Below are 26,387 nucleotides of genomic sequence, written 5' to 3' on the forward strand. Positions count from 1 at the left end.
TTTCTTTGGTTTTGTACTCAACACGGAATCTTTTACAAAAGGTCGCATCCTGATTTTTCATAATTCTCTTTTCGCATGGTATAATGGATTCTCGAGTTACATATGCTTGTACGAGCGAAAACCACAAGGAGGTAGTCCTTTTCATGTTTAAAAAGATCATCGCTGGAACATGTATGCTCGGCTTAGTCATAGCACTTGGATTTACTATATGGAATGCCAATGAGTCTGATGTAAAATCATCCACCAATACGATGCAAGATTTGAATAGTCGAGGAGAAGGGGCTGGAATTGTGTCCTCCAATGCACCAGAAGCACTTGCGATTGGTGAACTAACTCCAGATTTCTCTTTAGAAAATCTGCAAGGGGATACAACCACTCTTTCACAATATCAGGGGAAGCTTGTGTTTTTGAATTTTTGGGCTACGTGGTGTGATTATTGTAAAGAAGAAATGCCAATCATGGAAGTCGTTCAAAAAAAATATGAGGAAGATGTTCATATCATTGCATTAAATGCTTTAAATTCGGAGTTAAATGGTGTAGATAAAGTCAAGAATTATATTGAACAAGGCGGTTACACATTCGAAGTATTGTTAGATAAAGAAGGTTCTGTTGTTAATCAGTATCAAGTAGTCGGATTACCTACAACCTTTGTCCTTGATAAAGAAGGCAAATTAATTGAAACAAAAATGGGACCAATGACGGAAGAATACATGACAAACATCATTAAAGAAAATTTGTAGAACTAGTTATATTTTTCTGAAAACGGGTAATCCTTTTACTAATACGAAAGGAGAGGGTTACCTTGTCATTTAAAAAGAAACCCATTTTTGAGGAGCTTGTGGAAGAAAATCGGAAACAAATCTTAAGTGATGTTGAATTGTTAGAAGAAATAGATGAAAAGCTGGAACAGAAGTGGGAAAGCAATAAATCATAACGATGGAAGCAAAAAAGGAGATCAGAACTTGTTTTTTCGGTTAAAACTTACAGAAAATTGGTACACGATTTTGGAATAGGTCGATGGAGGAAGCAAATAATAGGAAAGGCTCCTTGATGGGAGCATAAATTATTCCTTAGGAGGGCTTACCTTGGCATTCCACAATAAACCAAATCCAGATGATCGTTCCGATAATATTGAAAAGCTAAAAAGCAATATTCAGAACACGATAGAAAATTTGGAAGAGGCACACGAGTCTATGCGCTTTTCAAATGAGCAAGAAAAGGAAAATATTAGAGCTAAAAATGCGCGCCGTGAGGAGTCCATTGAAGCCATGAGGAATGAAATTAAAGACGAATATCGTGATCAACATCAAGATCACTAAACGAACAAGGCCCTTTTAAGGGCCTTGTTCGTTTTACTTAAAAGCGATATTGTTCATATAGCTGCAAGACGTATGATAAAATATCGGTATCGGAAGGAGCGGTATTTTTGGATAATCATCAAATCAATCAACAATGGTCCATATATAAGGAAACTCCACCATTATCTGAAGTAGAAGCACTTCGTTTAATTGATACATATAAAAATAATAGTGAAATTTCGGCTGAACAGAAAGCCAATGTGTACGGTATGCTCGCATTTTATCGATTAAATCGACATTATGATGAGGATCGGATTACAGAAACCCTATTAGAAGAAGGGAAACAACTGTATCCAGATGCACCTGTGCTACAGGAATTAAGTAACTTAAAAAAGTACTTTGCTTTCTATGCTAACCTATCCTTTGACGAATTGGAGAATTGGTCTATTAGAGAAACAGACTTTGAACCAGCGAAGCTAAAAAAATGTACGGAGCTAAAAGATGTCATTACTACAATTCTGAACAAAGTCGAGCCTATTGAAGAAGATACGGGTACTAGTAAAAGCCAGCTTTTTGATTTATACAAGAATATGTGCAAGAAATTAACCGATTTACAGGAACTGTTATCAGAAACCATTGAGGAGCTAGAAAACAGAAGAAGCAATATTTCTGTCTCTTACTTAAATCAATATGTAAAGGATTTAACCCTTTTAAAAGAGAAAATTCCTTATCACTTTCCGAAATCTTTTCAAGCTCCTAATCAAAAGAACGCACTTGAAAAAATGGATGACATGGTAGGATTACAAGATGTCAAACAATATGTGAAGCAATATTATCGATATTTGAAATATCAAAAAGAGCGAAAAGAACTCGGCTTTACGATGGTCGATGAACCTGGTTTACATATGATAATGACTGGAAATCCAGGTACTGGTAAGACAACAATGGCTCGTTTATTAGCCTCCATTTATTTTGAACTTGGTTTGTTAGAGACGAATAAAGTGATCGAAGTAAACCGTTCTCACTTAGTTGGTTCTTATGTCGGTCAGAGTGAAGAAAATACCTTGCAATATGTCAAACAAGCAATCGGTGGCGTGTTGTTCATCGATGAAGCATATAGCTTAAAGCGAGAGGGACAAACCGGTAACGATTATGGGCAAGCGGTGATTGATACACTAGTTTCTACTATGACAAGTAAGGAATATGAGGGGAAATTTGCAGTTATCTTAGCAGGCTATCCAGAGGAAATGCGGCAATTCTTGTGGTCAAATCCAGGATTGCGCAGTCGTTTTCCTGAACAGAATCACATGGAATTACCTGATTTCGAAATGAACGAGCTGATTAAAATTGCAGAAGAAACTGCATTGCAAAACGATTACTTCTTCACAGAGCAAGCGTTATATACCTTGTATGAGCTCATAGAAAAATCTCGTGTTGATGAAACATTCGGAAATGCGAGAACTGTAAGGAACCTTGTGATCAAAGCGATCTTCAAAAAAGGGGCGATGAAGGAAAGCCAATCAGGAGGTCATTGGATTGACCATATGCGTCTCAGTCAAGAGGACTTACATTTGTTGAACCAAACCAATCAAGACGAGGAGCCTATTCAACAACTTGATGACTTAATCGGATTGACAAATATAAAAGAAGAAGTCAAGAAACTATCCTCTTTTGTCCGAGTGCAGCAACAACGAAAAGAAACAGGATTACCGAACGTTCCCATACAGCTTCATGCCGTATTCTCTGGGAATCCAGGTACTGGAAAAACAACGGTAGCAAATATTTATTCGAAAATTTTAAATGATTGTGGCTTTTTAAAGCGTGGTCATGTAGTTATTGCATCTCGTAGTGATTTAGTAGCTGGTTATGTCGGACAGACCGCGATGAAAACAAAGCAAAAGGTAAAAGAAGCACTTGGAGGTGTCCTCTTCATTGATGAGGCATATTCCTTATTTCGAGGCGAAAAGGATTTTGGGAAAGAAGCCATTGATACACTCGTGGATGAAATGACGAAGCATAATGAGAATTTGATTGTAATTTTGGCAGGTTATGAACAGGAAATGAAGCAGTTTATTTCTAGTAATCCAGGACTAGAATCTCGTTTTAAAAAGTACCTACAATTTGAGGATTATACGGCGGATGAATTACTAGAGATAACGAAGTATCATGTGCAAAAGTATGCGTACGAAATCGAGCAAGATGCGTTATCCTATATCCATTCTAAGTATCAAGAGAATCGACCAAGGGGAAATGCCCGATTCGTTGTAAACCTTGTAGACGAAGCCATTCAATATCAAGCACTTCGAATAGAAGAGCAAGGTATAGGAAAAGGAAAAGACGTAAATAAACTTGTGAAGGAAGACTTTGAACATGCATGGAGCACATTAAGGAGGGAATAGACGTTGAAAAAAACGAGTACACCAATTAAAGTAAGATACCAAGAAACCGATCAAATGGGTGTTGTCTATCATGCAAACTATCTTGTCTGGTTTGAAATAGGGCGAACAGACTTTATTGAATCCTTGGGATTTCGATATCATGAAATGGAACAGCAAGGCGTCGTATCACCTGTTATAGATGCTCAATTATCATTCAAACAGCCAATTCGTTATGGACAAGAGGCATTCGTTGAAACATGGGTTGGAGAATACGATGGACTTAGAGTGACGTACTATTATGCAATTAAAGATGGCGATGGAAATGTCGCGGTTTCCGGGTCAACCAAACACGTCGTAGTGAAGAAAGATTCGTTCCGACCAGTGTCTTTACGTCGCAGCTTCCCTGAGTGGGACCAGGCCTATAAACAAGCGTTAGGAGAAGCTTAAATGGCGTTTGGAGTGAAACGGCCAGAATTAATCCAGTGGAAAAAGCAAGTGGCAGCTGGGGAAATTGCATTTTTAACTCATTATTGGTTGGACCCAAGATTCCCTACCTGTGATACGGTTACAAAGGTAGGATGTGGAGATCAAGAAAAACTAAAGGAATGGGGAAAAAGGTATCAGTTAGATCCAAAATGGATTCATCAAGACCCTAACTATCCTCATTTTGATTTATTTGGAGATTTACAAAAGAAAGTCCTTATAGAAGAAAAGCAATGGGAGCAGTTGCAGCGCTTTCAATTAATGTAAAACTTTGGCTTGCTATATGACTGGAATATGTTTATACTATTGGTAACAAAGACTAAAGGAGGTATGTGTTATGAGATTATATAACGAAAGCAAACGTAACCTAAATCATATATACTCATGGCACATTCCTACGGTTTAATTCATTTTCTACTTCGATATCATGAATTTCTATCTGTACGGGGTGTGCCCTCATGCATGATGGATTTTTTATTGCCTTTAAAGATCGCATCTGAGCGGTCTTTTTTATTTTCATGAATATTGGAGGAAATGACATTGAATATACGAGCATTAGGTTGGAATCAAGAAGTAGAAGAACAAGCACAATCATACGTAAACGAAGGTTATACGATCGGGCGCATCTCTTCAGAATATAAAGGAATGTACAAAGTCATAACGGAAGCCGCTGAGTTAATAGGGGAAGTATCTGGAAAGATGAAGTTTATGGCGAATGAGCGACAGGATTTTCCAGCTGTCGGAGATTGGGTAGTGCTTTCCGTTCGACTAGAAGAAGGAAAAGCAACGATTCATGGCATACTGCCAAGAAAAAGCAAATTTTCAAGAAAAGTAGCCGGGGTGACGACGGAAGAACAAATTGTGGCTACAAATATTGATACGGTATTTCTCGTTCAGTCGCTAAACAATGATTTTAATCCACGGAGGTTGGAGAGATATTTGTTAATGGCCTGGGAGAGTGGGGCAAATCCAGTTATTGTACTAAGCAAGCAGGACTTATGTGAGGATTTAGAAGAACAATTACGTGAAGTGGAAAACGTAGCATTCGGAATTCCTATTCATGCCGTTAGTGCAATGGAGGGCACTGGCATTGATGCATTATATGACTATGTAAAACCAGGTCAAACGGTTGCATTATTAGGTTCGTCTGGTGTGGGCAAGTCTTCCTTAATCAATAAATTAGTCGGTAAAAATGTAATGGAAGTAAAGGATGTACGAGAAGGAGATGATCGTGGTCGTCACACAACCACTCACAGGGAATTGATTCCAATTCCAGATCGAGGTATTTTAATTGATACACCTGGGATGAGAGAACTTCAGCTATGGGAGTCAGAGGAGAGCATTCAGCATAGCTTTGAAGACGTAATCAGTTTAGCCGACCAATGTAAGTTTAGAGATTGTACACATCATCAGGAGCCGGACTGTGCTGTAAAAGAAGCGGTGGAAAACGGAGCATTAAAACAAGAGCGCTTAGATAGTTTTTTCAAGCTTCAAAGAGAGCTGGAGTATTTGGAACGAAAAGCGGATAAAAAAGCACAGCTACAAGAAAAGGAAAGATGGAAAAAAATCGCCGGGGATCGAACTAGAGTGCATCGGAGATAACAGTGAAAGGGGCTGGGACATAACGAAAAGCCGAACAACAGCCTATACTAGCTCCGGAAATATACGTAGACTCAAGCGGGAGGAAAGGCATCGGTGAGTCCCCACCGTGCGTCAGCACGAGGAGGCTCACCAGCCGCCCGCGGAAAGCGTAATATATTTCCGGAGCGGGGTATAGGCACTAATGATAATTGTTCGTTTTTTCATTGCTTCCTATACTTTTGTCTCAACCTCTTATTTAATTTTCACAGATACTTTTCCTTTATTAAGGACTCTAATTCCTGCAATAATGCTTCTACATAACAATAGTTTGATAATTAAGCTAATAAATGAATGATACCATTTCCACCCTTTTTTCCACTCAATGAGATTGGTCTTTCTTTCAGCAAATGTTTCCAGAAGTACCTGTGGAATCACAAACGGGAATAATTTAAGCAATATTCCGATAGGCTTACTATTCAAGGTCCATTGATTATAGTATAGAAGCATGAGGGGATAAAGGATAAGGTCGAATGGTAAATGAATACGAAACCTTTTAGGAAAAGGTCGAATCGAATAACGCAAATACCCCTTTGTCACTAAGAACTTATCTGCTAAGGTGTTCCCAATAATGCTCACTAAATAGACAATAATCCAATCCTTGAACGACCGTTTATAAATAGCAAATGGTAACAATAGCGAAGACACAATGGTCGTGATAACTAATAGGGCTGAGGAACCCTTGTCCTTTTTAAGGGACATATGTTTCATCTCCTACTTTGTAAGAACAGGGGACCCTTCAATTGGATCCCCCTGTTCCCATTAGTGTAAGTCATTTCCTTGTTGGTTTTGTTCAAAATTAGCTTGCTCTGTTCCCGGAATGATTTGTCCGGGTTCAACGGTACCATGAATGTAGGCGGGGGCAGGTTGTAATTTGGGAACTTGTCCCATTGCTGTAGGGTTAGCGATATAATCAAACTCGGATTGACCATCCAATGTTTTACCGCTTGCCCATCTTCCTTCTGCACTTTCCTCCCCTTGAGAGAAGTTCATAAAGGAATAGTTTACTTGTTGATTTTCAAGGTGTTGAGGGAATGTGCTAGGTACAACGGCTTTTTGATTTTTCTCTAGTTCTTCAATGGCTGCCATCCATTGGTTTTGGTGCATCGTATCTCTCGCAATAAGGAAGGAAAGCATATCTCTTACGCCTGGGTCCGTTGTGGATTCGTACAAACGACAAACTTGTAAACGACCTTGTGATTCCGCATTAAGATTGGCGCGGAAATCTGCTAGTAAATTACCGCTAGAGATAATATATCGGGAATTCCACGGGTAGCCAACACTATCTGTTGGCGTTGCTCCAATACCAGATACAATCACGTGTTGTGGATTCATTCCGCCTAACACTGCTTCAACGGCAGGGTTTTGTCCAACAATTTCATCCTGTTCACGAGCTGGTGCCCCGTCCAGTAATTGGGCAATCATGGTAGCAATCATTTCGACGTGAGCAATCTCTTCCGTCCCAATATCTAAAATCATATCCTTATATTTTTGATCTGCACGGCAGTTCCATCCTTGAAACAAATACTGCATCATGACAGACATTTCGCCAAATTGTCCACCCAATATTTCTTGTAGCTTTTTAGCGTAGACAGGATCTGGGCGGTCTGGCTTGGCATTGTATTGTAACTCTTTTACATGTGAAAACAATGGCTTTCCTCCTTTTTGGATGTAGTCCATAGTAGTATGAGCTTGATAAGTAAACCTATACAGTTAGAAAAGGAGGAACTTCATCTTGATACCTGCTCCTAGCAGCAAGTACGATTTGAATGTATAAGGGGAGCATCATATGGGTGAGATTGTACATGAAAAAAGAGGCTATTTAGCCTCTTTTTTGTACTTAGGAGGGACTGGATCAAATCCCCCTGGATGAAATGGGTGGCACTTAAGAATTCGTTTGATACTTAAAAAGGATCCTTTCACGGCACCATGTGTTTGTAATGCTTCAATCGCATAATGAGAACAAGTAGGCTGAAAGCGGCATGAAGGAGGTGTTAAGGGACTAATAAAGCGTTGGTAGCTTTTCACCAATAGGATAAAAATCTTTTTCATCCTTTATCCTCATTTCATTTCCTTTGATTTGTCATACGTAATAGATGCAATGGCATCGTGTAAATGGATGGATTCTTCGTTGCGACAAGCTACAGAAAATTTTTCTATAAACGGTTGTTCATACAAGTCTGCAGCTACGAGACGTACCATATCTTCCACAAATCGTGGGTTTTCATAAGCTTGCTCGGTAACCATTTTTTCATCTGGTCTTTTTAGAACCGGGTGAATTCTTGCACTCGCATTACTTTCCGCTGCCTCTAAAAGCACTTCTTTCCAGTCGTGTGCTGTTTCATCAAAGTCATCCGTTAATGAAACAGTCATGGATACAATTCCTCTCTGATTATGAGCGCTATATTCACTTATTTCTTTCGAGCAAGGGCATAGGGTTGTAATCGTACCAGATAAACCGACTTCAACGTCAAATCCAAATTTTTTATCATAAGAAACCTTGATGGTTGCATCTGCGTGGTTTAACCCTGCTAATTCGGAAGATGGACCTTTTCGTTCAAAGAACCAAGGGAATGTAACTTCCATATATGCGTCTTCTTGCTTTAAACGAACTGCAAGATCTTGAGTGAACTGCTTCATGGAAGCAATACTAACAATAAAGTTTTTAGTAGAATGATACTCAGTAAGCTGTTCCGTAAACCGACTCATATTAGTCCCTTTACTATCTTGATTAATTTTAGATGTAAAGGTAAACGTACCAATAGTCGTTTGTGATTGTGGTTGTAATTGACTAGTGATTTGGATCGGGTGTTTCACATTAGAAATACCAACAGCATCAATCTCAAATAAGAAATCTTTTCTAGAGTTTTGTAAATCAGCCATTTTATCTTTTTCTATAGGCTTAGTTTTAGGACCAGGATCAACAGATCCAAATAGTTTGTGTCTTTCAAATTTATTAGGTAACACTTTTTTTCGATTGTTAGGTGCATTCATAGCTATTCTCCCTTCAGCCACAATACTAATCCGTAGTATACTTAAGCTGACACCAATATTCAATTTTTATGATTTTCCGACTACATCCATGAAATCTTCGGTTCCGTCTTATTCATAATCCGTTTAATATTCGAACGATGACGATAAACGACAAATGCTGTCAGAATACCAGTCAAAATTATGAGTGGGACATCTTGTTGAATAATCGTAACAATAATAGCTACAACTCCAGTAACCATCGATGATAGGGACACAAATTTCGATACATAAAGTACGATGAAGAACGTAAGAACCATAATAGCGAATAATAAAGGATTAACAGCTAAAATAATTCCACCGGATGTAGCTACTGCCTTGCCACCCTTGAACTTTGCAAAAAGCGGATATGTATGACCAAGCACTGCGAAAACCCCAACAATAAGTGGATTGATATCAGAAGCAAACCAGATTGGTAAACTAGTAGCTAATGTTCCTTTCAGGATGTCAGCAAAGGATACGATAAGTCCTGCTTTTATGCCTAATACACGGAAGGTGTTGGTGGCACCAAGGTTCCCACTACCTTTTTCTCTAACGTCAATATTATAGCCAATTTTTCCTACGAGTAAGGCGGATGGAATTGAACCTAGAAGGTATGCGATAAGTCCATATATGAAATAGTCCATTCTTTTCTCTCCTTTATTTAAAAAGCCTTATAATATCAAAAGCTATCTATGTCATCATACCATAGGATATTATTTTTTTGTAAATCAATACGGGTACAATTTATGTAGTCATGCATGCTTCCAAATGTGGCATAATATAGAGTATAGAGGAGGTACGAGTCATGGAATTACACCCGAATAAAGAAACATTGAAACAAATCTTAGAAACAAGCAAAACAATTGCGGTAGTAGGTTTATCTGATCGACCAAATCGTACATCATACCAGATTGCAAAAGCGATGCAAGCAGCTGGGTACCGTATTATACCTGTAAATCCCGAAATAACAGAGACGTTGGGAGAAAAAGCATATGCGCGTCTAGGAGATATTGAAGAACCGTTTGATATTATCAATGTTTTCCGCCGTTCTGAATATTTACCCGAGCTTGCAAAAGAAGCCGTCCAAACAGATGCAAAAGTCTTTTGGGCCCAACAAGGCATCTGGAATGAAGAAGCCTATCATTATTTAAAAGAACATGATTTCACTGTAGTGATGGATTTATGTATAAAAGTGGCACACTCTCTTACAATACAAAAGAGGTAAAGAACGGGAATAAGTTTTACAAAAGAATTATCTAAGAAGAAAATCCCTGTTTTAAGCAGGGATTTTTACTGTGATTAGGTAATATATACGATAGAGATTTCATTTTGCTGTTTGCGAAAACAGAAAAACAAGCTAAAATAGTACGAGTACGCTTCAAATAGTTTCTTTACACAAACAAACGTTTGTTCTAATATTAGAGAAAGATAGGGGAAAGGAGCGGGTGTTTACGTGGCAAATCAGACATCACAGTATTCAGATGATTCCATCCAGGTGTTAGAAGGGCTAGAAGCAGTCAGAAAAAGACCTGGTATGTATATAGGAAGCACGGATTCCCGGGGTCTTCACCACCTAGTTTATGAAATCGTAGACAATGCCGTAGACGAGGTTCTAGCTGGTTTTGGAGATAAAATTATAGTAACGATACATAACGATAACAGTATTTCTGTTGAAGACAAAGGTCGTGGTATGCCTACAGGGATGCATAAAACCGGAAAGCCAACACCAGAAGTAATCTTTACAGTTCTGCATGCCGGAGGAAAGTTTGGACAAGGCGGGTATAAAACGAGTGGTGGATTGCACGGGGTTGGTGCATCTGTCGTTAACGCATTGTCTGAGTGGTTGGAAGTGACCATTCATCGTGATGGACAAGTATTTAAGCAACGCTTCGAACATGGTGGAGTACCCGTTACATCGCTTGATCTTGTCGGAAAGACGAGACAGTCAGGAACAACCATCCATTTTAAACCGGATGATACCATTTTCTCTACGACGGTTTACCAATTCGAAACACTTTCCGAACGGTTGCGTGAGGCTGCCTTTTTATTAAAGGGGCTTAAAATAGAGTTAATAGATGTACGACATGATACATCCGAAACGTACCAATATCCGGATGGATTAGAATCCTTCGTTACGTATTTGAATGAAGAGAAGGATGCATTACACCCCGTTGTTTCCTTTGAAGGGGAACAGCAAGAAATTGAAGTTGATTTCGCCTTTCAGTTTAACGATGGATATGCAGAAAGTATGCTTTCCTTTGTAAACAATGTTCGAACAAAAGACGGAGGAACACATGAGTCCGGTGCTCGTACGGCAATTACTCGAGTATTTAATGAACATGCTAGAAAAATCTCATTACTAAAAGAGAAAGACAAAAATTTGGACGGTAATGATATTCGAGAAGGGTTCACAGCAGTGGTCTCTGTTCGTATTCCGGAAGAGAAATTACAATTTGAAGGACAGACCAAAGGGAAGTTAGGTACCTCTGAAGCAAGGTCCGCAGTGGATGCCGTTGTTTCTGAAAATCTCTCCTATTTCTTAGAAGAAAATCCAGATGTCGCAGGGATGCTTATTAAAAAAGCGATACGTGCAAAGGAAGCGAGAGAAGCAGCTCGAAAAGCTAGAGATGAAGCAAGGTCTGGTAAAAAGAAAAAGCGAAAAGATGCCTTGTTAAGTGGAAAATTAACTCCAGCTCAATCTCGTAATCCTGAGAAAAATGAACTGTATTTAGTGGAGGGAGATTCTGCAGGAGGTTCAGCAAAGCAAGGTAGGGATCGTAAATTCCAAGCGGTTCTTCCATTGAGAGGAAAGGTTATTAATACCGAAAAAGCAAAATTGGCAGATGTGATGAAAAACGAAGAAATTTCGACGATTATTCACACGATTGGCGCTGGAGTAGGAGCAGATTTTTCCTTAGAGGATGTTCAATATGACAAGATTGTTATTATGACAGATGCGGATACAGATGGAGCACATATTCAAGTCCTTCTGCTTACGTTTTTCTATCGTTATATGAGACAGCTTGTGGAGTCTGGAAAAGTGTACATTGCACTACCACCTCTTTATAAGATTTCAAAAGGAAAAGGTGCGAAAGAAGTGGTGCACTATGCGTGGAATGAAGAAGAAATGAGAAAAGCAACGAAGGAATTTAAAAATGGATATGTGATACAACGCTACAAGGGATTAGGAGAAATGAATGCAGATCAATTGTGGGAGACCACCATGAACCCTGAGACGAGAACCCTTATCCGCGTTACGATAGATGATATGGCACGTGCAGAACGGCGTGTTACAACCTTAATGGGAGATAAAGTAGAACCACGAAGAAAGTGGATTGAATCACATGTTCGCTTTGGATTAGAAGATGAAACGAACATAATGGATAACGAGAACATTCAGTCTTAAAGGGGGGACCTGAGACTTGTCACAAATAGAGAAATATTTAGATTTACCTTTAGAAGAGGTCATAGGGGATCGCTTTGGAAGGTATAGTAAATACATTATCCAGGACCGAGCTCTACCAGATGCTCGTGATGGTTTAAAACCAGTACAACGTCGTATAATTTATGCAATGCATGAAGAACGAAATACCCATGATAAACCGTTCCGTAAATCTGCTAAAACAGTTGGTACCGTAATCGGGAATTACCACCCACACGGAGATTCCTCTGTGTATGAAGCCATGGTTCGGCTGAGTCAAACTTGGAAGGTTCGAAATGTACTAGTAGAGATGCATGGAAATAACGGGAGCGTAGATGGAGATCCACCTGCCGCGATGCGTTATACAGAAGCGAGACTTTCTAGTATTGCTTCTGAATTAATTGGTGCCATTGACAAAGACACCGTCGATTTTATTCCAAACTTCGATGATACGATTAACGAGCCGGTTGTATTACCAGCAAAATTCCCTAACCTCTTAGTGAATGGGTCTACCGGGATTTCTTCTGGTTATGCGACGGATATTCCACCACATAATCTGGCAGAAGTGATTGATGCAGTAATAATGAAAATCGACCGACCAGACGCTACAGTGGATCAATTAATGAAAAAAATGAAAGGCCCTGATTTTCCTACAGGAGGAATTATTCAAGGGGTAGATGAAATTAAGAAAGCGTACGAAACAGGTAGAGGAAAAATTGTCGTTCGCGGAAAAGCGGAAATCGAACAATTAAGAAGCGGTCGTGAGCAAATTGTGATTGAAGAAATTCCGTTTGAAGTGAATAAAGCCAATCTTGTAAAACGAATGGATGAACTTCGCATTGATCGTAAAGTAGAAGGGATTGCAGAAGTTCGTGATGAGACGGATCGCACTGGGTTGCGTATTGTTATTGAGCTAAAGAAGGATGCGGATAGCACCGGGATTCTAAACTACTTATATAAAAATACAGACTTACAAATTACGTATAGCTTTAACATGGTAGCGATTCAGGACAAAACACCGAAACTGTTGAGCTTACCGACGATTTTAGATTCGTACATTGGACACCAAAAAGAAATTGTGACTCGTCAGTCGCAATTCGATTTGAAAAAAGCGAAGAACAGAGCACACATCGTAGAGGGATTAATAAAGGCTATTTCTATTCTTGATGAATTAATCGCTACGATTCGTGCATCTAAGGATAAACAGGATGCAAAAGAACAGATTAAAACAGCTTATGGCTTCACAGAGGAGCAAGCGGAAGCGATTGTTAACTTGCAACTATACCGTTTAACAAATACGGATATTACTGCTTTAGAAGCGGAAGCAAGTGAACTAAAACAAAAAATTAAAGAGCTTGAAGATATTTTAGCGAATGAAAGCAAGCTTTTTGACGTGATTAAAACGGATTTAAAAGCAATAAAACAAAAGTATAAAGAAGACCGAAGAACGATCATTGTACAAGAAATAGAGGAGCTAAAAATTAACTTAGAGGTTATGGTTGCAAGTGAGGATGTTCTTGTTTCTGTAACAAGAGATGGTTATATAAAACGTACAAGTCTTCGATCTTACTCAGCTTCAAATGGGGAAGATTTAGCCATAAAGGAAGAGGACCATCTCGTTGCCCTTCAAGAAATTAATACGACGGACAAGCTCCTATTGTTCACAAACAAGGGAAGATATTTATATTTACCTGTCCACGAAATTCCAGACATTCGTTGGAAGGATTTAGGTCAGCATGTTACGAATATTGTTGCTATTGATAAAGATGAACACATTGTAACGGCTATCCCTGTCCGTGAATTCAAAGACGATCAGTATGTAACGATATTCACGAAAAATGGAATGGTGAAACGTAGTGAATTTAAGTTATATGAGGCACAAAGGTATTCAAAAGCACTTGTTGCCATTAACTTAAAGAAAGACGATGAAGTAGTTAATTGTTATGTGACCACTGGGCACTCAGATGTATTTATTGCATCAAATAAAGGATTTGGTCTATGGTTCCATGAATCGGAAGTTAATCCAGTAGGACAACGGGCTGCTGGGGTAAAAGCGATTCAGTTAAAGGCTGGCGAACATGTTATAAGTGGACATGTATTTGATGACCTTTCAGATCCAGAATTCATTTTAGTTACCCATCGTGGTGCGTGTAAACGTATGAAATTGAGAGAGTTTGAAAAATCATCACGAGCGAAACGTGGTTCTGTCATGTTACGTGAGTTAAAGAAAAATCCTCATCGTGTTGCGGGATTTGAGATTGTCTCAGAGAATGACACCGTTCAGTTCCAAACTTCGAATGGTACTAGACAGATCATTAATCCAATTGAATTACCTAAGAGTGACCGTTACAGTAATGGCTCCTATGTCATTGATGCAGATGATCAAGGGGAAGTAATCGATGTTTGGACGGTAGCTCAATATAACAAAGCGTTCGGAGAAAACGATAATTAGATTATGTAAACAAGCTGTTCGTGTGGAACAGCTTGTTTTTTTCTAATTCACATTTTTCTTCTTAATCTCTTGTTTGTTTCATACCTTAGTACAAAATGATCAATCACCTAATTTATGAAATCACAAAAGGGGTTTACTGGATGAATAATCGAGAGTTTCGAGACGCAATGGGGAAATTTGCAACAGGTATAACAGTTATTACAATTCGGGATGAAGAACAAATTCATGGGATGACGGTTAATGCTTTTATGTCTGTTTCCTTAGAGCCAAAGTTAATTGCAATATCCTTAGGAAATAAAACGAGAATATATCAAAAGTTAACTACACATAGTTGGTTTGGAATCAGTGTTCTAACTAAAAAGCAAAAAAGTTTAGCTAAAGTGTTTGCAAGACAACAAGACTTAAGCGAGCCTATTGATTTTGCATGTATAGAAGAGGTACCCGTACTGCCAAACTCTATGGTCATGTTCGCCTGTAAGGCAGACTACACAGTGGAAGCAGGCGATCATAAAATAGTAATTGCAGAAGTTCGTGATTTTCAAATTAATGAGCAAGAAAACAATCCAATCTTATATTACAGCGGAAGCTATAGCACGTTAATAGATTCATAAGGGCCGTTCTCTCCAGAGGACGGTTTTTTAATGCAGAATCCGATGGTAGTCAGAAAGTGACAACAAACGTATAATAGGGAATAGCAGAAAAAGATAAAGGGGTCACGACATACATGAACAAGGTTGGGACACAAGCTATAACAGAGAAACAACTAGCAAAGCTTTATGAAATTTTTAATCATAATCAAGATACCACGCGTTTGGAGCGGGTACTTGATTTATTAGAAAAACAGAGAGACATGGAATGTGTTATCAGTTTTGCTGGACATTTTTCCGCAGGTAAGTCTACCATGATTAACCGATTGATGGGGGAGGAGCTTTTACCACAAAGTCCGATTCCAACGAGTGCGAATATAGTAAAAATTAAGTATGGAAAGCCTTATGCGAATGTTTATTTTTATAAAGAAGATCCGATTCAATTTAAAGAACCTTACGATATGGATACCATTAAAGGGTATTCCAAAGATGGTAATCTAATTAAGGAAATAGAGATTAGTAAACAAACGGAGCAATTAATTCCTGGAGTTTCGCTGTATGATACACCTGGTATCGATTCTTCGCGGGACGCGGATCGAATAATTACAGAAGGGTCCATTCATGTAGTCGATGTTATGTTTTATGTCATGGATTATAATCACGTTCAATCAGAAGTGAATTTGGACTTTTTGAAGCAGATGAAGGATCGTCAGAAAAAGATATATATTGTGGTCAACCAAATTGACAAACATAAAGAAAAGGAATTATCGTTTAATGCGTTTAAAGAAAGTATAGAACAAACTTTACAACAGTGGGGAATTGAAGTTGAAGCCATATTTTACACATCGTTACGCGACGAGAAGCATCCACACAATCGGTTTAAACAACTAAAAAATACGATTCAAACGATTATGCATGAAAAAGATCGATTGATAGAAGAAACGTTACAGCAATCGAGTAGAGATTTAGTGGATCAGCATATTCAATGGATGTTCGAGCAAAAAGAAGATACATTACAGGAATTAGAAAGTAAAGCAAAGGAAAGCTCGAATCTTCAAGCGACAGGTAAATTGGAAGATGAACTGAACGCACTGCAAGCGATGGAAAAAGAAGCGGAAAAGGAACTTACGGATCAAATAGATAAAACCCTTAAAAATGCGTACCTGATGCCATTTGAATTGCGTGAGAAAGCGGAACAATTTTTAGAATCTCAACAAAGGTCTTTCAAGGTCGGAATTCTTGGTTCCAAAAAGAAAACGGAAGAAGCACGCCAACAAAGGTTACAAGACTTCTATGATAACTTATTGGAGCAAATCGAGTCGAAGGTACAGTGGAAGTTACGAGATAAGTTTTTAGAAGCGATGAAGGCTTATCAGTTAGAACAAACTGGTTTGGAGGAGCATATTCAATCTTTTCATGCTACTATCCAAAAGAATACGTTGGTTGATTTAATAAAACCAGGAGCTAACTTAAATGGCGAGTATTTATTAGTTTATACGGACGATGTTAGTCAGTTTATTAAATCTAAATATAAACAAGTAGCAAATAGCCTTCGGGATGAGCTTGTCGCTGAACTTAGAGCACGAAACGAAGAAAAAGCAAAACAACTTGAAGTGATACTACGGCAATCCCAGCAAAGAGATGACCATCTAGAACAGCTTCACCATATTCGGGAAGACATTCATCAGTTGGAGGAAAATTTGTTACACGTTCTGACTGATGAAGTCCTACACTTGGAGCCAGTTGATATAATATCGAAAAGGCTTGCGGAGCGAGTTCCGCGTTTCCGTTCTCCACAAGAAATGAAAGAACAGGAAGTGGAGCAAAAGGAAATCGTACATGAAGAAAAGACGGTTTTGGAAAGGGAACGATCGTCTTATTCTGTTGACATGATTCAAAGCCGATTGAGGAAATCCATTGAATTATTAGAGGGAGTGTCAGGCTTTCAAACCATAAAGGACGATTTATCAAATAAAGGGAAACGACTCAAAAATCGACATTTCACAGTTGCTTTATTCGGTGCATTTAGTGCTGGGAAATCTTCGTTTGCAAATGCGGTGTTAGGAGAACACGTCTTACCGGTATCTCCAAATCCAACGACAGCAGCGATCAACAAAATTAGCCCGCCTGATTCCAAGCATCCACACGGAACCATTACCGTTCAGTTGAAGAATGAAAAAGCACTTCTATTGGATATCGAACAAATGCTGCAACTGGAGCAGTCTTTATTTTCTTCATTGAGTGAATATGTGAGAAAAGGTATAAATGGGATACAGTCAATTACAGAAAGAGAATTGACGGAGAGACAGCGCCATTTCTTACAGGCGATTTGTGACGGCTATGAACGAAATCAAGCGCATTTAGGGAAACAAATTACGATCGATTTAAAGAGTTTCTCGAGCTATGTATCAGAAGAATCGATAGCCTGCTATGTAAGCTGGATGGAGCTGTTCTATGAGTGTGATCTAACGAGAAAAGGAATAACCTTAGTGGATACACCTGGTGCGGACTCCGTGAATGCTCGTCACACAGATGTCTCGTTTGAGTATATTAAAAATGCAGATGCAATCCTTTTTGTAACGTATTACAATCATCCATTTTCACGAGCGGATAAAGATTTTTTGACACAGCTAGGTAGAGTAAAAGATGCGTTTAGCTTAGACAAAATGTTTTTCATTATTAATGCATCCGATTTAGCGCAGAATGAAGCGGAATTGAATATGGTTACAACCTATATGGATGAGCAATTACGGCAATTTGGCATTACGAATCCTAAACTATATCCATTATCTAGTTACTTCGCGCTCCAAGCAAAGAAGAAAAGCGAGGAAGAAGCAGGATTCTCCTCCTTTGAAGAAGAATTTTATGCCTTTATTGAAGAAGATTTAGTGGAGATGCTAATTCAATCCTCTTTATTTGATATAAAGCGAGCCCGGACTACACTTGCTACTTACTTAGAGGATGCATCGCTTAGCAATGAAGAGAAGGAAACGAAGCTGAAGCAATATGATACCGAAAAGGTAACGATTTTGAAGAACGTGGAAAATTTAAATTCAAGTTCCTATCAAAAGGAAATTCAACAAAAGCTAGAGAAGCAACTTTATTACGTCCAACAACGAATTTTTATTGAATTTAATCAAAAATTCAAAGAGGAATTCAACCCTTCTGTCATTAAAGGTTCAGGATCAGAAGCAAGAATAGGATTAGAGCTAAGCTTAGAGGCATTATTAAGTAGACTGAAATATGAATTAGATCAAGAAGTTCGTGCAGTCTCCATAAGGATGGAGCGGTTTGGAAATGATAAACTAAAAGAACTATATAATCAATTGGAAGTGCTCAGTGCGAAAGTGAATGAACATGTTAGCTTTGCTAGTTTCGAATACCGGACATGGGAAGCACCACCTTTCCAAAATCCGCTTCAAGACGTGAACAAGCAAACCTTCCAATCTGCACTTCAATTGTTTAAAAATGCTAAATCATTCTTCGAAAAAAATGAAAAAGAAAAAATGAAGGAAGCGCTAGAAGTTCAACTTCGGCCATATGTTTCTCAGTTCTTGAAAGAGGTGGAAAGCACGTTTTGGAAGCATTTGGAACAGGAATGGATGCAAGCAGAAGTGTCCATGAAAGAAAAAGCAAAAGCTTCCGTTAAAGAGTTTTATGCAGGTTATCAAGCTGCTTTATCACAGTCTGTAGATATTCATGGATTACAAGCAAGGCTTGAACAAATGAATACACTTATCTAAAAGGAAACAGGGAGTAGTTAACTCCCTGTTTTTCTATATCGTAATACGGTTAAAACCGCGTGCAATATGTTTTGCGGTATGGCTATCCGACCCTGGAACAAGTGGTATTCCGAGTTCTTTAGCTTTATAGATAAGCTGCTGTGGAGGATAACAATTTTCATTCCAATCTTTAAAAAAACCAGCTGTATTAACATCTAACTCTAAATGTTCTTGTTGAATAAGCAACAAGATTTCTTTCTGTAAGGAAGAAAAATCTGTTGCTGTTGGAAACCTTTTTCGAAACTTTTCTATTAACGTCATGTGTCCAATCCTTCTTGGCTTATAGGTTCCTAAATCAGCTAGAATAGACTGTTTTAGTGTGTTGTAATAAAGTGTATAGAGCGAATCTATTCCATTAGATAATGATAGAATTCGTTCAAATTCGTCTACACTATAGTCGATACAGACATATTCATCGTTTATGCGGAGCATATGCACGGATAAAATAGAATCCTCTATTTTACTACCAAAATAATTTAGAATGTTCTTCGTTTCTTTTTCAAATCCCTCAATATAATCCACTTCGAACCCTATTTTTATGTGAATATCGTCTTTGTACTTCTGTTTAAGCTTTTCCCCATCGGCTAAATACGCATCCACGTCTGTCCAGCTCATGGCACTATCTTGATTAGGTACAGGATCTACAAAGGAATCTGGTAGGGGGGCATGCTCGGTAAACGTGAGACTTTCTAACCCTTTTTCAATTGCTCTTAAAATGTATGCTTCCATTGTATCCTTGCTACCGTGGGGGCAATACTGCGTGTGAACGTGAAAATCCCCGTTTCTCATAATTTCTAACTCCTATTCTTGTATAATAGGACATAATCATGCCCTTGCTATTCGTATTATACGATGTTCTGTCCTATCTGGCTAATGGATGAGATGTATTGACGGAATGGGAATGATGTGTTAAATTCAAACAAATGATTTTATCACTTTACCACAGTAGAGTGATAAAGAATAATCGGTAGTAGGATGTGACCAAATGTTTTTACCAGCAGGTAGTCAAGATGAAATGGGATCTATTATTAATAATCGCACAAAAGCTTATGAGCAATTTCGCCTTATTACATTACAAAGAAATTTTAAGCAGATTTCTACCCCTGTCGTAGAGTTTGCTCATACGTTTACGAATCAACATGTAGGTATGAACCTACAAAATATGCTGAAGTGGTTTAATCGGGATGGAGAAATTGAAGTGCTACGTCCAGACTGGACGACTGCGATTGCCCGAGCTTTGGTGAATCAACCAAAATCAGAACGGAAGTGGGCGTATCAAGGTTCTGTATTCCGCAGCGATAAAGCGGGGACAGAAAGTCGCCAAGCAGGGATAGAAGTTCTTCATACAGAGCCTTTTCTAGGGGAAGGAGAATGTCTGTTAACTGCGATGAGCTATTTACGTGCATTAGGAATTTCTGATTACTTGATCGAGCTCGGCCACACAGGGATTTTTGAAGAATTAACTGCCTCTCTTGAACTTACAGAAAACGTGGAACAGCAATTGAGACAGGCTATGCATGATAAACGAAAAGATGAAGTATATTCCTTGGCGATTCGGCATGGTTCTGAAGCGGTTGCAGATGAATTAGTTGATTTAATTGATGCGTATGGCTCTTTTGACTTAATAGAGAACTATACAGAAAAATGGAAGAACAAAGACCGTCTACTTTCGATTTTGGAACACCTGAAATCATTAGCGACTTTAATGGAAAGGTCAGGAATGAACGATGTGACCGTCGATTTAGGGAGAGTGAAAAACCTTCCTTACTATGATGGAGTAATGTTTAGAGGCTATATGAAAGAGTCAGGAGAGATTTGTTTTTCTGGGGGACGTTACGATAAGCTGTACGATCAATTCAATCAGGAGGTTTCTGCTGTCGGTTTAGCATTTGATGTAGACGTTCTTACTGAACATTTTATGGAGGAGTCACAAGGAAAGCGAATTGCTATTTTAGCATCTGAGAGCTCCCACGTATATGCAGAATCAGTTCGAGCTTCGTACCCAGACGATGTAGTAGATATCGTGTACGAGCTATCCGAACCGGATTCTTTTGACATTGTACTAAAAATAGAAGAAGAGAATTCAACGTTCAAGGTGGTCAAACAATGAAACCAACGATTGCACTAACAAAAGGAAGACTAGAAAAACAATTTTTAGAGTTTTTTAAGTCGATTGGCTATGACATCGAACCGTTAGTTCAAAAAGGACGAAAGCTACGTGTGGATACAGCGGATTGCCAATTTGTCTTTGCGAAAGGTGTCGACGTGACAACATATGTAGAACATGGGATTGCGGATTTGGGAATTGTTGGAGAAGACGTGCTAACGGAGTTCCAGCCAGATGTGTATAATCTGTTCCCGCTTCCGTTTGGAAACTGTCGAATGGCGCTTGCTATTGAAGAAGGAAAACAGCTACCGAATCGTAAACGAAAGATTGCTAGTAAATATCCAGCGATTACAAAGGAATACTTTAAGCAAAAAGGAGAATCGGTAGACATTGTAAAATTAGAAGGGTCTGTTGAACTTGCACCAATTTTAGGGTTAGCAGACGGAATTGTTGACATTGTCGAAACAGGTACGACGTTAAAAGAAAATGGATTAATTGTGAAAGAAGAAATTCACCAATATAGTGCGAGATGTATTGCAAATCGGTCATCGTTAAAAATAAAACGAGATACTTTACATCCGATCATTCAGTCTCTTCAGAAAGGAGCGGTTATAAAATGATTTCTGTTTATACGCCAGATGCATTCCGTGCTTCCTTTTTATCGAAACAGAAAATTAGAGAAGATAATCAATCGGTTTTAAAAGATGTTCAAGCCATTTTAACAAATGTACAACAAAATGGGGACGAGGCGATTGAAGCGTATGCTCAAAAGTTTGATGGAGGCGTTCCTTCTAATTGGCTTGTCACAAAAGACGAAAAAGAAAAAGCATGGGGAGAAGTAGCAGAAGAGACGATTGTTGCGTTGAAACGTGCAGCAGAAAACATTCGTTCATTTCACCAAAAACAGCTTCCTACCTCTCGATTTATGAAGACAGAAGCGGATATTACATCGGGTCAATTATACCGTGCGATTGAAAATGTAGGGATCTATGTACCAGGGGGGACGGCAAGCTATCCTTCCAGTGTATTGATGAACGCTATTCCAGCAATTATAGCTGGTGTAGAACGAGTAGTGATGGTAAGTCCTGCACGAAACGGGGAGTCGATTTCTCCATTATTACTAGTGGCAGCTGAAATTGCAGGGGTTCAAGAGATTTATAAAATAGGCGGTGCTCACGCGATTGCCGCACTGGCTTACGGAACAGAATCGATTCCTAGCGTAGATAAAATTGTGGGGCCAGGTAATGCTTATGTTGCAACTGCTAAATCCTTAGTTTTTGGAGATGTAGGGATCGATATGATAGCTGGTCCATCTGAGGTGGCAATAATCGCTGATGAAACAGCTAACCCTATTTTTATAGCTGCTGATTTACTTGCACAAGCAGAACATGATCCTTTTGCAAGGTCTTTCTTATTCTCTACATCAGAAAGAGTTCTGGAAGAAGCGAAAGCAGAGGTAGAAAAGCAATGTGCTATATTACCGAGAAAAGAGATAGCAGAACAAGCATTGCAAAACCGTAGTGCTTTAGTGAAAGTGACAGATACGGATGAGGCATTTGAATTGGCAAATCAATTAGCTCCAGAACATTTAGAAATTCAGTTAGATCAGCCTATGAATTATTTAGGTAAAGTACGAAATGCCGGTTCGGTATTTTTAGGGAACTATTCTCCAGAACCGTTAGGAGACTATTATGCAGGTCCAAATCACATTTTGCCAACATCCGGTACTGCTAAATTTTCATCGGGACTATCTGTTGACGACTTTTTGAAAAAAACTACTTTTTTATATTATTCGGAAAAAGCTTTGCTAGATGCAGCACCCGACATCATGAATCTTGCTAAGGTCGAACAACTAGAAGGACATGCTCGCGCAATTCAAGTAAGGGTTGAGGAAAGGAAAGGAGGAATATCTGATGAGAACAGCAAGTAAAGAAAGAAAAACAAATGAGACCTTTATTGAGGTGTCTGTTGACCTAGATCAAAGTAAAGAAGTAACTATCCATACTGGTGTTGGTTTTTTTGATCACATGTTAGAGCTATTCGCTCGTCACGGTCGAATTGGTTTATCTGTTAAGGCGGAGGGTGATTTGCATATTGATAGTCACCACACCGTGGAGGACGTAGGAATTGTACTAGGTCAGGTTATCCGGGAGGCATTAGGAGATAAAAAGCAAATCAATCGTTATGGGGATGCATATGTTCCAATGGATGAATCTCTCGGTTTCGTGGCATTAGATATCAGTGGTAGACCTTTTCTAGTCTTTGATGCACAGTTTTCTACGCAAACGTTAGGCAATTTTGATACGGAGCTTGTCCGTGAATTCTTGCAAGCATTTGCTTTTCAAGCGGGTATTACCTTACATGCTAAAGTGCTTTACGGTGAAAATACGCACCATAAGATTGAATCCATTTTCAAAGCGTTAGGAAGAGCATTGGCAAAAGCGATTTCTATAAATCCGGAAATAGAAGGGGTAAACTCTACAAAGGGGCTAATAGAATGATAGCAATTGTGGATTATGGTATGGGAAATGTTGCGAGTGTCACGATGGCATTTAAGCGACTAGGGTACGAAGTAATATTGACGGATGACCAAAATAAACTAAGAGCTGCTTCACATATTGTGCTGCCTGGTGTCGGGTCTTTTCAAGCTGCGATGGACGAAATCGAACAAAGAGGATTATTAGACTTCTTGAAGGAAATGGCACAAGAAAAACCATTCTTAGGTATTTGCTTAGGGATGCAATTACTCTTCAGTGAAGGGTATGAAGGTGGAAAAACGAAAGGATTAGATTTAATTCCAGGTACCGTAGAACGGATAGAAACGGACTACTTATTACCTCATATCGGGTGGAATGGATTAGAAATTAAACCAGGAAACGATGCGTTTCAGCCTTATGAAGGAAAGCATGTCTATTTTGTACACTCCTTCCAAGCAAAAACAGATAAGGACTTTCTAGTGGCAACTTCTGAATATGGAACAGAGGTTCCCGCAATTGTAAAAAAAGATCATGTGTATGGCATCCAGTTCCACCCGGAAAAAAGTGGAGAAGTGGGTGTGAATCTACTAAAGACGTTTCTGCAGGAGGTAGCGTATGTTAGTCATTCCAGCAATTGATTTAATCGATGGTAAGTGTGTTCGCCTTTATCAAGGGGACTTTAGCAAAACGACTTCGGTTGGAAGTGATCCAACGGGGCAACTAGATCAATTCATTAACAATGGTGCAAAGCTTGTTCATATTGTAGATTTGGATGGAGCGCGTAATGGCGCTGCGAGACAATATGAGTTAATAAGAAAGCTGTGTCATCAGTCTACGGTTCCCATTCAAGTGGGTGGTGGTATTCGGAGCATCGAAACGGTGGAAAATCTCCTAGAAGCTGGAGCCACTAGGCTTGTATTAGGAACCTCTGCACTAGAAGATACTGCTTTTCTAAGAGAGGCTTTGAAAAAATATTCCTCCAGCATCGTAGTAGGAATTGATGCGAAGGATGAAATGGTAGCAACAAGAGGCTGGGAAACGATAACAGAGACTCATTATATAGATTTTGCAAAGCAAATGGAAGAGATGGGCGTTCAAACGATTGTTTTTACGGATATATCAAGAGACGGAACATTAACTGGTCCGAATTTGGAGCAGCTACAAGCTATAAATAATGCTGTGAATATAAAGATTGTTGCTTCTGGCGGAGTTAAGGATAATCAAGATTTGTACGCATTAAAAGAAATTGGCATTCAAGAAGCTATCGTAGGGAAAGCCATTTATGATGGAAAAGTTACGCTTATGGGGGACATGTAAATGATAGTGAAACGTATCATTCCGTGTTTAGATGTTAAAGAAGGAAAAGTGGTCAAAGGAACGAATTTTGTATCCTTGCGTGAGCTTGGAGATCCTGTACAAATGGCTTCCCTATACTCACAACACGGTGCAGACGAAATCATTTTTTTAGATATTTCTGCGACGAATGAAGGTAGACAAACTATGATCGATATTGTTCGTGAGACAGCGAATCAAGTGTTTGTTCCTTTTACAGTAGGTGGAGGTGTGCGAACCGTAGAGGATATGACAACATTGTTAAAAGCAGGAGCGGACAAAGTAGGTATGAATTCTGCTGCGGTTGCCAATCCAGACTTGATAACAGAAGGAGCAAACCGCTTTGGTTCCCAGTGTATTGTAGTTGCTATTGATGCTAAGTGGTTTGAAGACGGCTGGCACGTCATGACTCATGGAGGAAAAGTGGATTCTGGGTTAGATGCATTAGAATGGGCAAAAACCGTTGAAGAGAAAGGGGCCGGGGAAATCTTGCTAACGAGTGTAGATACAGACGGCGTCAAAGATGGATTTGATATTCGACTTACCAAAGCAGTAGTAGATGCTGTACGTATTCCTGTGATTGCTTCTGGAGGCTGTGGTAGTCCAGAGCACTTTCCTGAAGTATTTCAAAAAACGGACGTTTCAGCTGCCTTAGCTGCTTCTATTTTCCATGAGAATACCTTCACAATTGGAGAAGTAAAGGATACATGTGTTCGGGAAGGGGTGTCCATTCGTGAATCTGGATTTTAGTAAAGGTCTTGTCCCAGCGGTTGTAATAGATGATGCTACAGAACAAGTACTTATGGTTGCTTATATGAACGAAGAAGCCTATCAAAAAACCTTGGATACGAGAGAATCATGGTTTTATTCACGGTCTCGGGATGAATTGTGGCATAAAGGCGGAACCTCGGGTCATACCCAAAAAGTAAAGGCTATCCAAGTGGATTGTGATGAAGATACGATATTACTACGAGTGACACCTAACGGACCTGCTTGTCATACAGGGGAAACAACTTGTTTTTACCGAGAAATCGATCTAGATACAAAGGAAATAGTGGATGCAGAGCCTCGATTATCTATTTATAAACAACTATTTGAGGAGATTGAAGATCGTAAACAAAATCGAGTAGAAAATTCCTACACGAACTATCTATTTGACAAAGGGATCGACAAGATTGGAAAAAAAGTAATCGAAGAAGCAGGAGAAGTGGTGATTGCTGCTAAAAATTCTGATCGTGAGGAAATCGTGAAGGAAGTTGCGGATCTTTTCTATCATAGTTTTGTTTTAATGGCTAATCAAGAAGTTAGCTTAGCACAAGTTGAATTGGAATTAGAAAGTCGGACCCATAAAAAGGGAAACAGTAAAGGTGATCGGCAGGAAATTGAAAAATGGTAATTTAATATAATTATATTATGTAAA

Annotated in this window: 26 protein-coding genes; 20 read left to right on the top strand and 6 right to left on the bottom strand. The window is 39.0% G+C overall.

Annotation, left to right across the window (positions count from 1 at the left end; translation table 11 throughout):
- The first annotated feature begins 143 nt into the window (after positions 1-143).
- The 7 genes from FN924_RS08970 to rsgA all read left to right on the top strand — a co-directional run bounded on the left by FN924_RS08970 (position 144) and on the right by rsgA (position 5,761).
- Positions 144-740, top strand: coding sequence for a redoxin domain-containing protein (locus FN924_RS08970; protein ID WP_158633975.1), 597 nt, complete (start codon positions 144-146; stop codon positions 738-740).
- Positions 741-802: 62 nt separating this feature from the next.
- Entirely contained in the window at positions 803-934 is a 132-nt protein-coding gene (locus FN924_RS08975; RefSeq protein ID WP_143893729.1) for an FbpB family small basic protein, read from the top strand.
- A gap of 151 nt (positions 935-1,085) precedes the next feature.
- The gene (gene tlp / locus FN924_RS08980; RefSeq protein WP_143893731.1) at positions 1,086-1,319 is read left to right on the top strand and encodes a small acid-soluble spore protein Tlp; all 234 of its coding nucleotides are present in this window, start codon (positions 1,086-1,088) and stop codon (positions 1,317-1,319) included.
- A gap of 107 nt (positions 1,320-1,426) precedes the next feature.
- Entirely contained in the window at positions 1,427-3,697 is a 2,271-nt protein-coding gene (locus FN924_RS08985; RefSeq protein WP_143893732.1) for an AAA family ATPase, read from the top strand.
- A 3-nt stretch (positions 3,698-3,700) separates the two neighbouring features.
- Positions 3,701-4,123 carry an acyl-CoA thioesterase gene (locus FN924_RS08990; protein WP_143893734.1) on the top strand — a complete coding sequence of 141 codons (423 nt, stop codon included), beginning with the start codon at positions 3,701-3,703 and terminating at the stop codon, positions 4,121-4,123.
- The gene (locus FN924_RS08995) at positions 4,124-4,426 is read left to right on the top strand and encodes a hypothetical protein (RefSeq protein ID WP_143893736.1); all 303 of its coding nucleotides are present in this window, start codon (positions 4,124-4,126) and stop codon (positions 4,424-4,426) included.
- A 267-nt stretch (positions 4,427-4,693) separates the two neighbouring features.
- On the top strand, positions 4,694-5,761 hold the full coding sequence (gene rsgA, locus FN924_RS09000) for a ribosome small subunit-dependent GTPase A (RefSeq protein WP_143893738.1): 1,068 nt from the start codon (positions 4,694-4,696) through the stop codon (positions 5,759-5,761).
- A 231-nt stretch (positions 5,762-5,992) separates the two neighbouring features.
- On the opposite strand, the gene FN924_RS09005 is transcribed toward rsgA, so the two are convergent.
- The 5 genes from FN924_RS09005 to plsY form a co-directional block, all read right to left on the bottom strand.
- The gene (locus tag FN924_RS09005) at positions 5,993-6,499 is read right to left on the bottom strand and encodes a CBO0543 family protein (RefSeq protein ID WP_194709706.1); all 507 of its coding nucleotides are present in this window, start codon (positions 6,497-6,499) and stop codon (positions 5,993-5,995) included.
- A gap of 60 nt (positions 6,500-6,559) precedes the next feature.
- Positions 6,560-7,447: a manganese catalase gene (locus tag FN924_RS09010; RefSeq protein WP_143893740.1), complete on the bottom strand. Its 888-nt coding sequence runs from the start codon at positions 7,445-7,447 to the stop codon at positions 6,560-6,562.
- Positions 7,448-7,615: 168 nt separating this feature from the next.
- Positions 7,616-7,849 (bottom strand): membrane protein insertion efficiency factor YidD, encoded by a 234-nt coding sequence (gene yidD / locus FN924_RS09015; protein ID WP_143893742.1) that lies wholly within the window; start codon positions 7,847-7,849, stop codon positions 7,616-7,618.
- A 9-nt stretch (positions 7,850-7,858) separates the two neighbouring features.
- Entirely contained in the window at positions 7,859-8,791 is a 933-nt protein-coding gene (folE2, locus tag FN924_RS09020; RefSeq protein WP_143893744.1) for a GTP cyclohydrolase FolE2, read from the bottom strand.
- An 80-nt stretch (positions 8,792-8,871) separates the two neighbouring features.
- Positions 8,872-9,453: a glycerol-3-phosphate 1-O-acyltransferase PlsY gene (plsY, locus tag FN924_RS09025; RefSeq protein WP_143893746.1), complete on the bottom strand. Its 582-nt coding sequence runs from the start codon at positions 9,451-9,453 to the stop codon at positions 8,872-8,874.
- 161 nt (positions 9,454-9,614) lie between these two features.
- Here plsY and FN924_RS09030 point away from each other — a divergent pair, with 161 nt between their 5' ends.
- The 5 genes from FN924_RS09030 (at position 9,615) to FN924_RS09050 (ending at position 19,012) form a co-directional block, all read left to right on the top strand.
- Complete coding sequence (locus FN924_RS09030) at positions 9,615-10,034, top strand: CoA-binding protein (RefSeq protein ID WP_143893747.1); 420 nt, start codon at positions 9,615-9,617, stop codon at positions 10,032-10,034.
- A 228-nt stretch (positions 10,035-10,262) separates the two neighbouring features.
- Positions 10,263-12,215, top strand: a complete 1,953-nt coding sequence (parE, locus tag FN924_RS09035; RefSeq protein WP_143893749.1) for a DNA topoisomerase IV subunit B — start codon at positions 10,263-10,265, stop codon at positions 12,213-12,215.
- Positions 12,216-12,231: 16 nt separating this feature from the next.
- Positions 12,232-14,682: a DNA topoisomerase IV subunit A gene (parC, locus tag FN924_RS09040; protein ID WP_143893752.1), complete on the top strand. Its 2,451-nt coding sequence runs from the start codon at positions 12,232-12,234 to the stop codon at positions 14,680-14,682.
- 140 nt (positions 14,683-14,822) lie between these two features.
- On the top strand, positions 14,823-15,293 hold the full coding sequence (locus tag FN924_RS09045; RefSeq protein ID WP_143893754.1) for a flavin reductase family protein: 471 nt from the start codon (positions 14,823-14,825) through the stop codon (positions 15,291-15,293).
- A gap of 113 nt (positions 15,294-15,406) precedes the next feature.
- Positions 15,407-19,012: a dynamin family protein gene (locus FN924_RS09050; protein ID WP_143893756.1), complete on the top strand. Its 3,606-nt coding sequence runs from the start codon at positions 15,407-15,409 to the stop codon at positions 19,010-19,012.
- A gap of 33 nt (positions 19,013-19,045) precedes the next feature.
- On the opposite strand, the gene hisJ is transcribed toward FN924_RS09050, so the two are convergent.
- A complete protein-coding gene (gene hisJ, locus FN924_RS09055) occupies positions 19,046-19,840 on the bottom strand; it encodes a histidinol-phosphatase HisJ (RefSeq protein ID WP_194709707.1) in 795 nt (264 codons plus the stop codon).
- Positions 19,841-20,036: 196 nt separating this feature from the next.
- On the opposite strand from hisJ, the gene FN924_RS09060 reads away from it, so the two are divergent.
- The 8 genes from FN924_RS09060 to hisIE are packed head-to-tail and all read left to right on the top strand — an operon-like array spanning position 20,037 to position 26,363.
- A complete protein-coding gene (locus tag FN924_RS09060) occupies positions 20,037-21,161 on the top strand; it encodes an ATP phosphoribosyltransferase regulatory subunit (RefSeq protein WP_143893761.1) in 1,125 nt (374 codons plus the stop codon).
- Positions 21,158-21,778 carry an ATP phosphoribosyltransferase gene (gene hisG, locus FN924_RS09065; RefSeq protein WP_143893762.1) on the top strand — a complete coding sequence of 207 codons (621 nt, stop codon included), beginning with the start codon at positions 21,158-21,160 and terminating at the stop codon, positions 21,776-21,778. The genes FN924_RS09060 and hisG overlap by 4 nt, the downstream gene beginning before the upstream one ends.
- The gene (gene hisD / locus FN924_RS09070; RefSeq protein ID WP_143893764.1) at positions 21,775-23,088 is read left to right on the top strand and encodes a histidinol dehydrogenase; all 1,314 of its coding nucleotides are present in this window, start codon (positions 21,775-21,777) and stop codon (positions 23,086-23,088) included. Before hisG ends, hisD begins: the two co-directional genes overlap by 4 nt.
- On the top strand, positions 23,072-23,659 hold the full coding sequence (gene hisB / locus FN924_RS09075) for an imidazoleglycerol-phosphate dehydratase HisB (protein ID WP_143893766.1): 588 nt from the start codon (positions 23,072-23,074) through the stop codon (positions 23,657-23,659). The genes hisD and hisB overlap by 17 nt, the downstream gene beginning before the upstream one ends.
- The gene (hisH, locus tag FN924_RS09080) at positions 23,656-24,273 is read left to right on the top strand and encodes an imidazole glycerol phosphate synthase subunit HisH (protein WP_143893767.1); all 618 of its coding nucleotides are present in this window, start codon (positions 23,656-23,658) and stop codon (positions 24,271-24,273) included. Before hisB ends, hisH begins: the two co-directional genes overlap by 4 nt.
- The gene (hisA, locus tag FN924_RS09085) at positions 24,251-24,952 is read left to right on the top strand and encodes a 1-(5-phosphoribosyl)-5-[(5-phosphoribosylamino)methylideneamino]imidazole-4-carboxamide isomerase (RefSeq protein ID WP_143893769.1); all 702 of its coding nucleotides are present in this window, start codon (positions 24,251-24,253) and stop codon (positions 24,950-24,952) included. The genes hisH and hisA overlap by 23 nt, the downstream gene beginning before the upstream one ends.
- Positions 24,953-25,717 (top strand): imidazole glycerol phosphate synthase subunit HisF, encoded by a 765-nt coding sequence (gene hisF, locus FN924_RS09090; RefSeq protein ID WP_143893771.1) that lies wholly within the window; start codon positions 24,953-24,955, stop codon positions 25,715-25,717.
- Positions 25,701-26,363, top strand: coding sequence for a bifunctional phosphoribosyl-AMP cyclohydrolase/phosphoribosyl-ATP diphosphatase HisIE (hisIE, locus tag FN924_RS09095; protein WP_143893773.1), 663 nt, complete (start codon positions 25,701-25,703; stop codon positions 26,361-26,363). The genes hisF and hisIE overlap by 17 nt, the downstream gene beginning before the upstream one ends.
- Positions 26,364-26,387 lie beyond the last annotated feature (24 nt).

The sequence above is a fragment of the Radiobacillus deserti genome, assembly GCF_007301515.1.
Taxonomy (GTDB): domain Bacteria; phylum Bacillota; class Bacilli; order Bacillales; family Amphibacillaceae; genus Radiobacillus; species Radiobacillus deserti.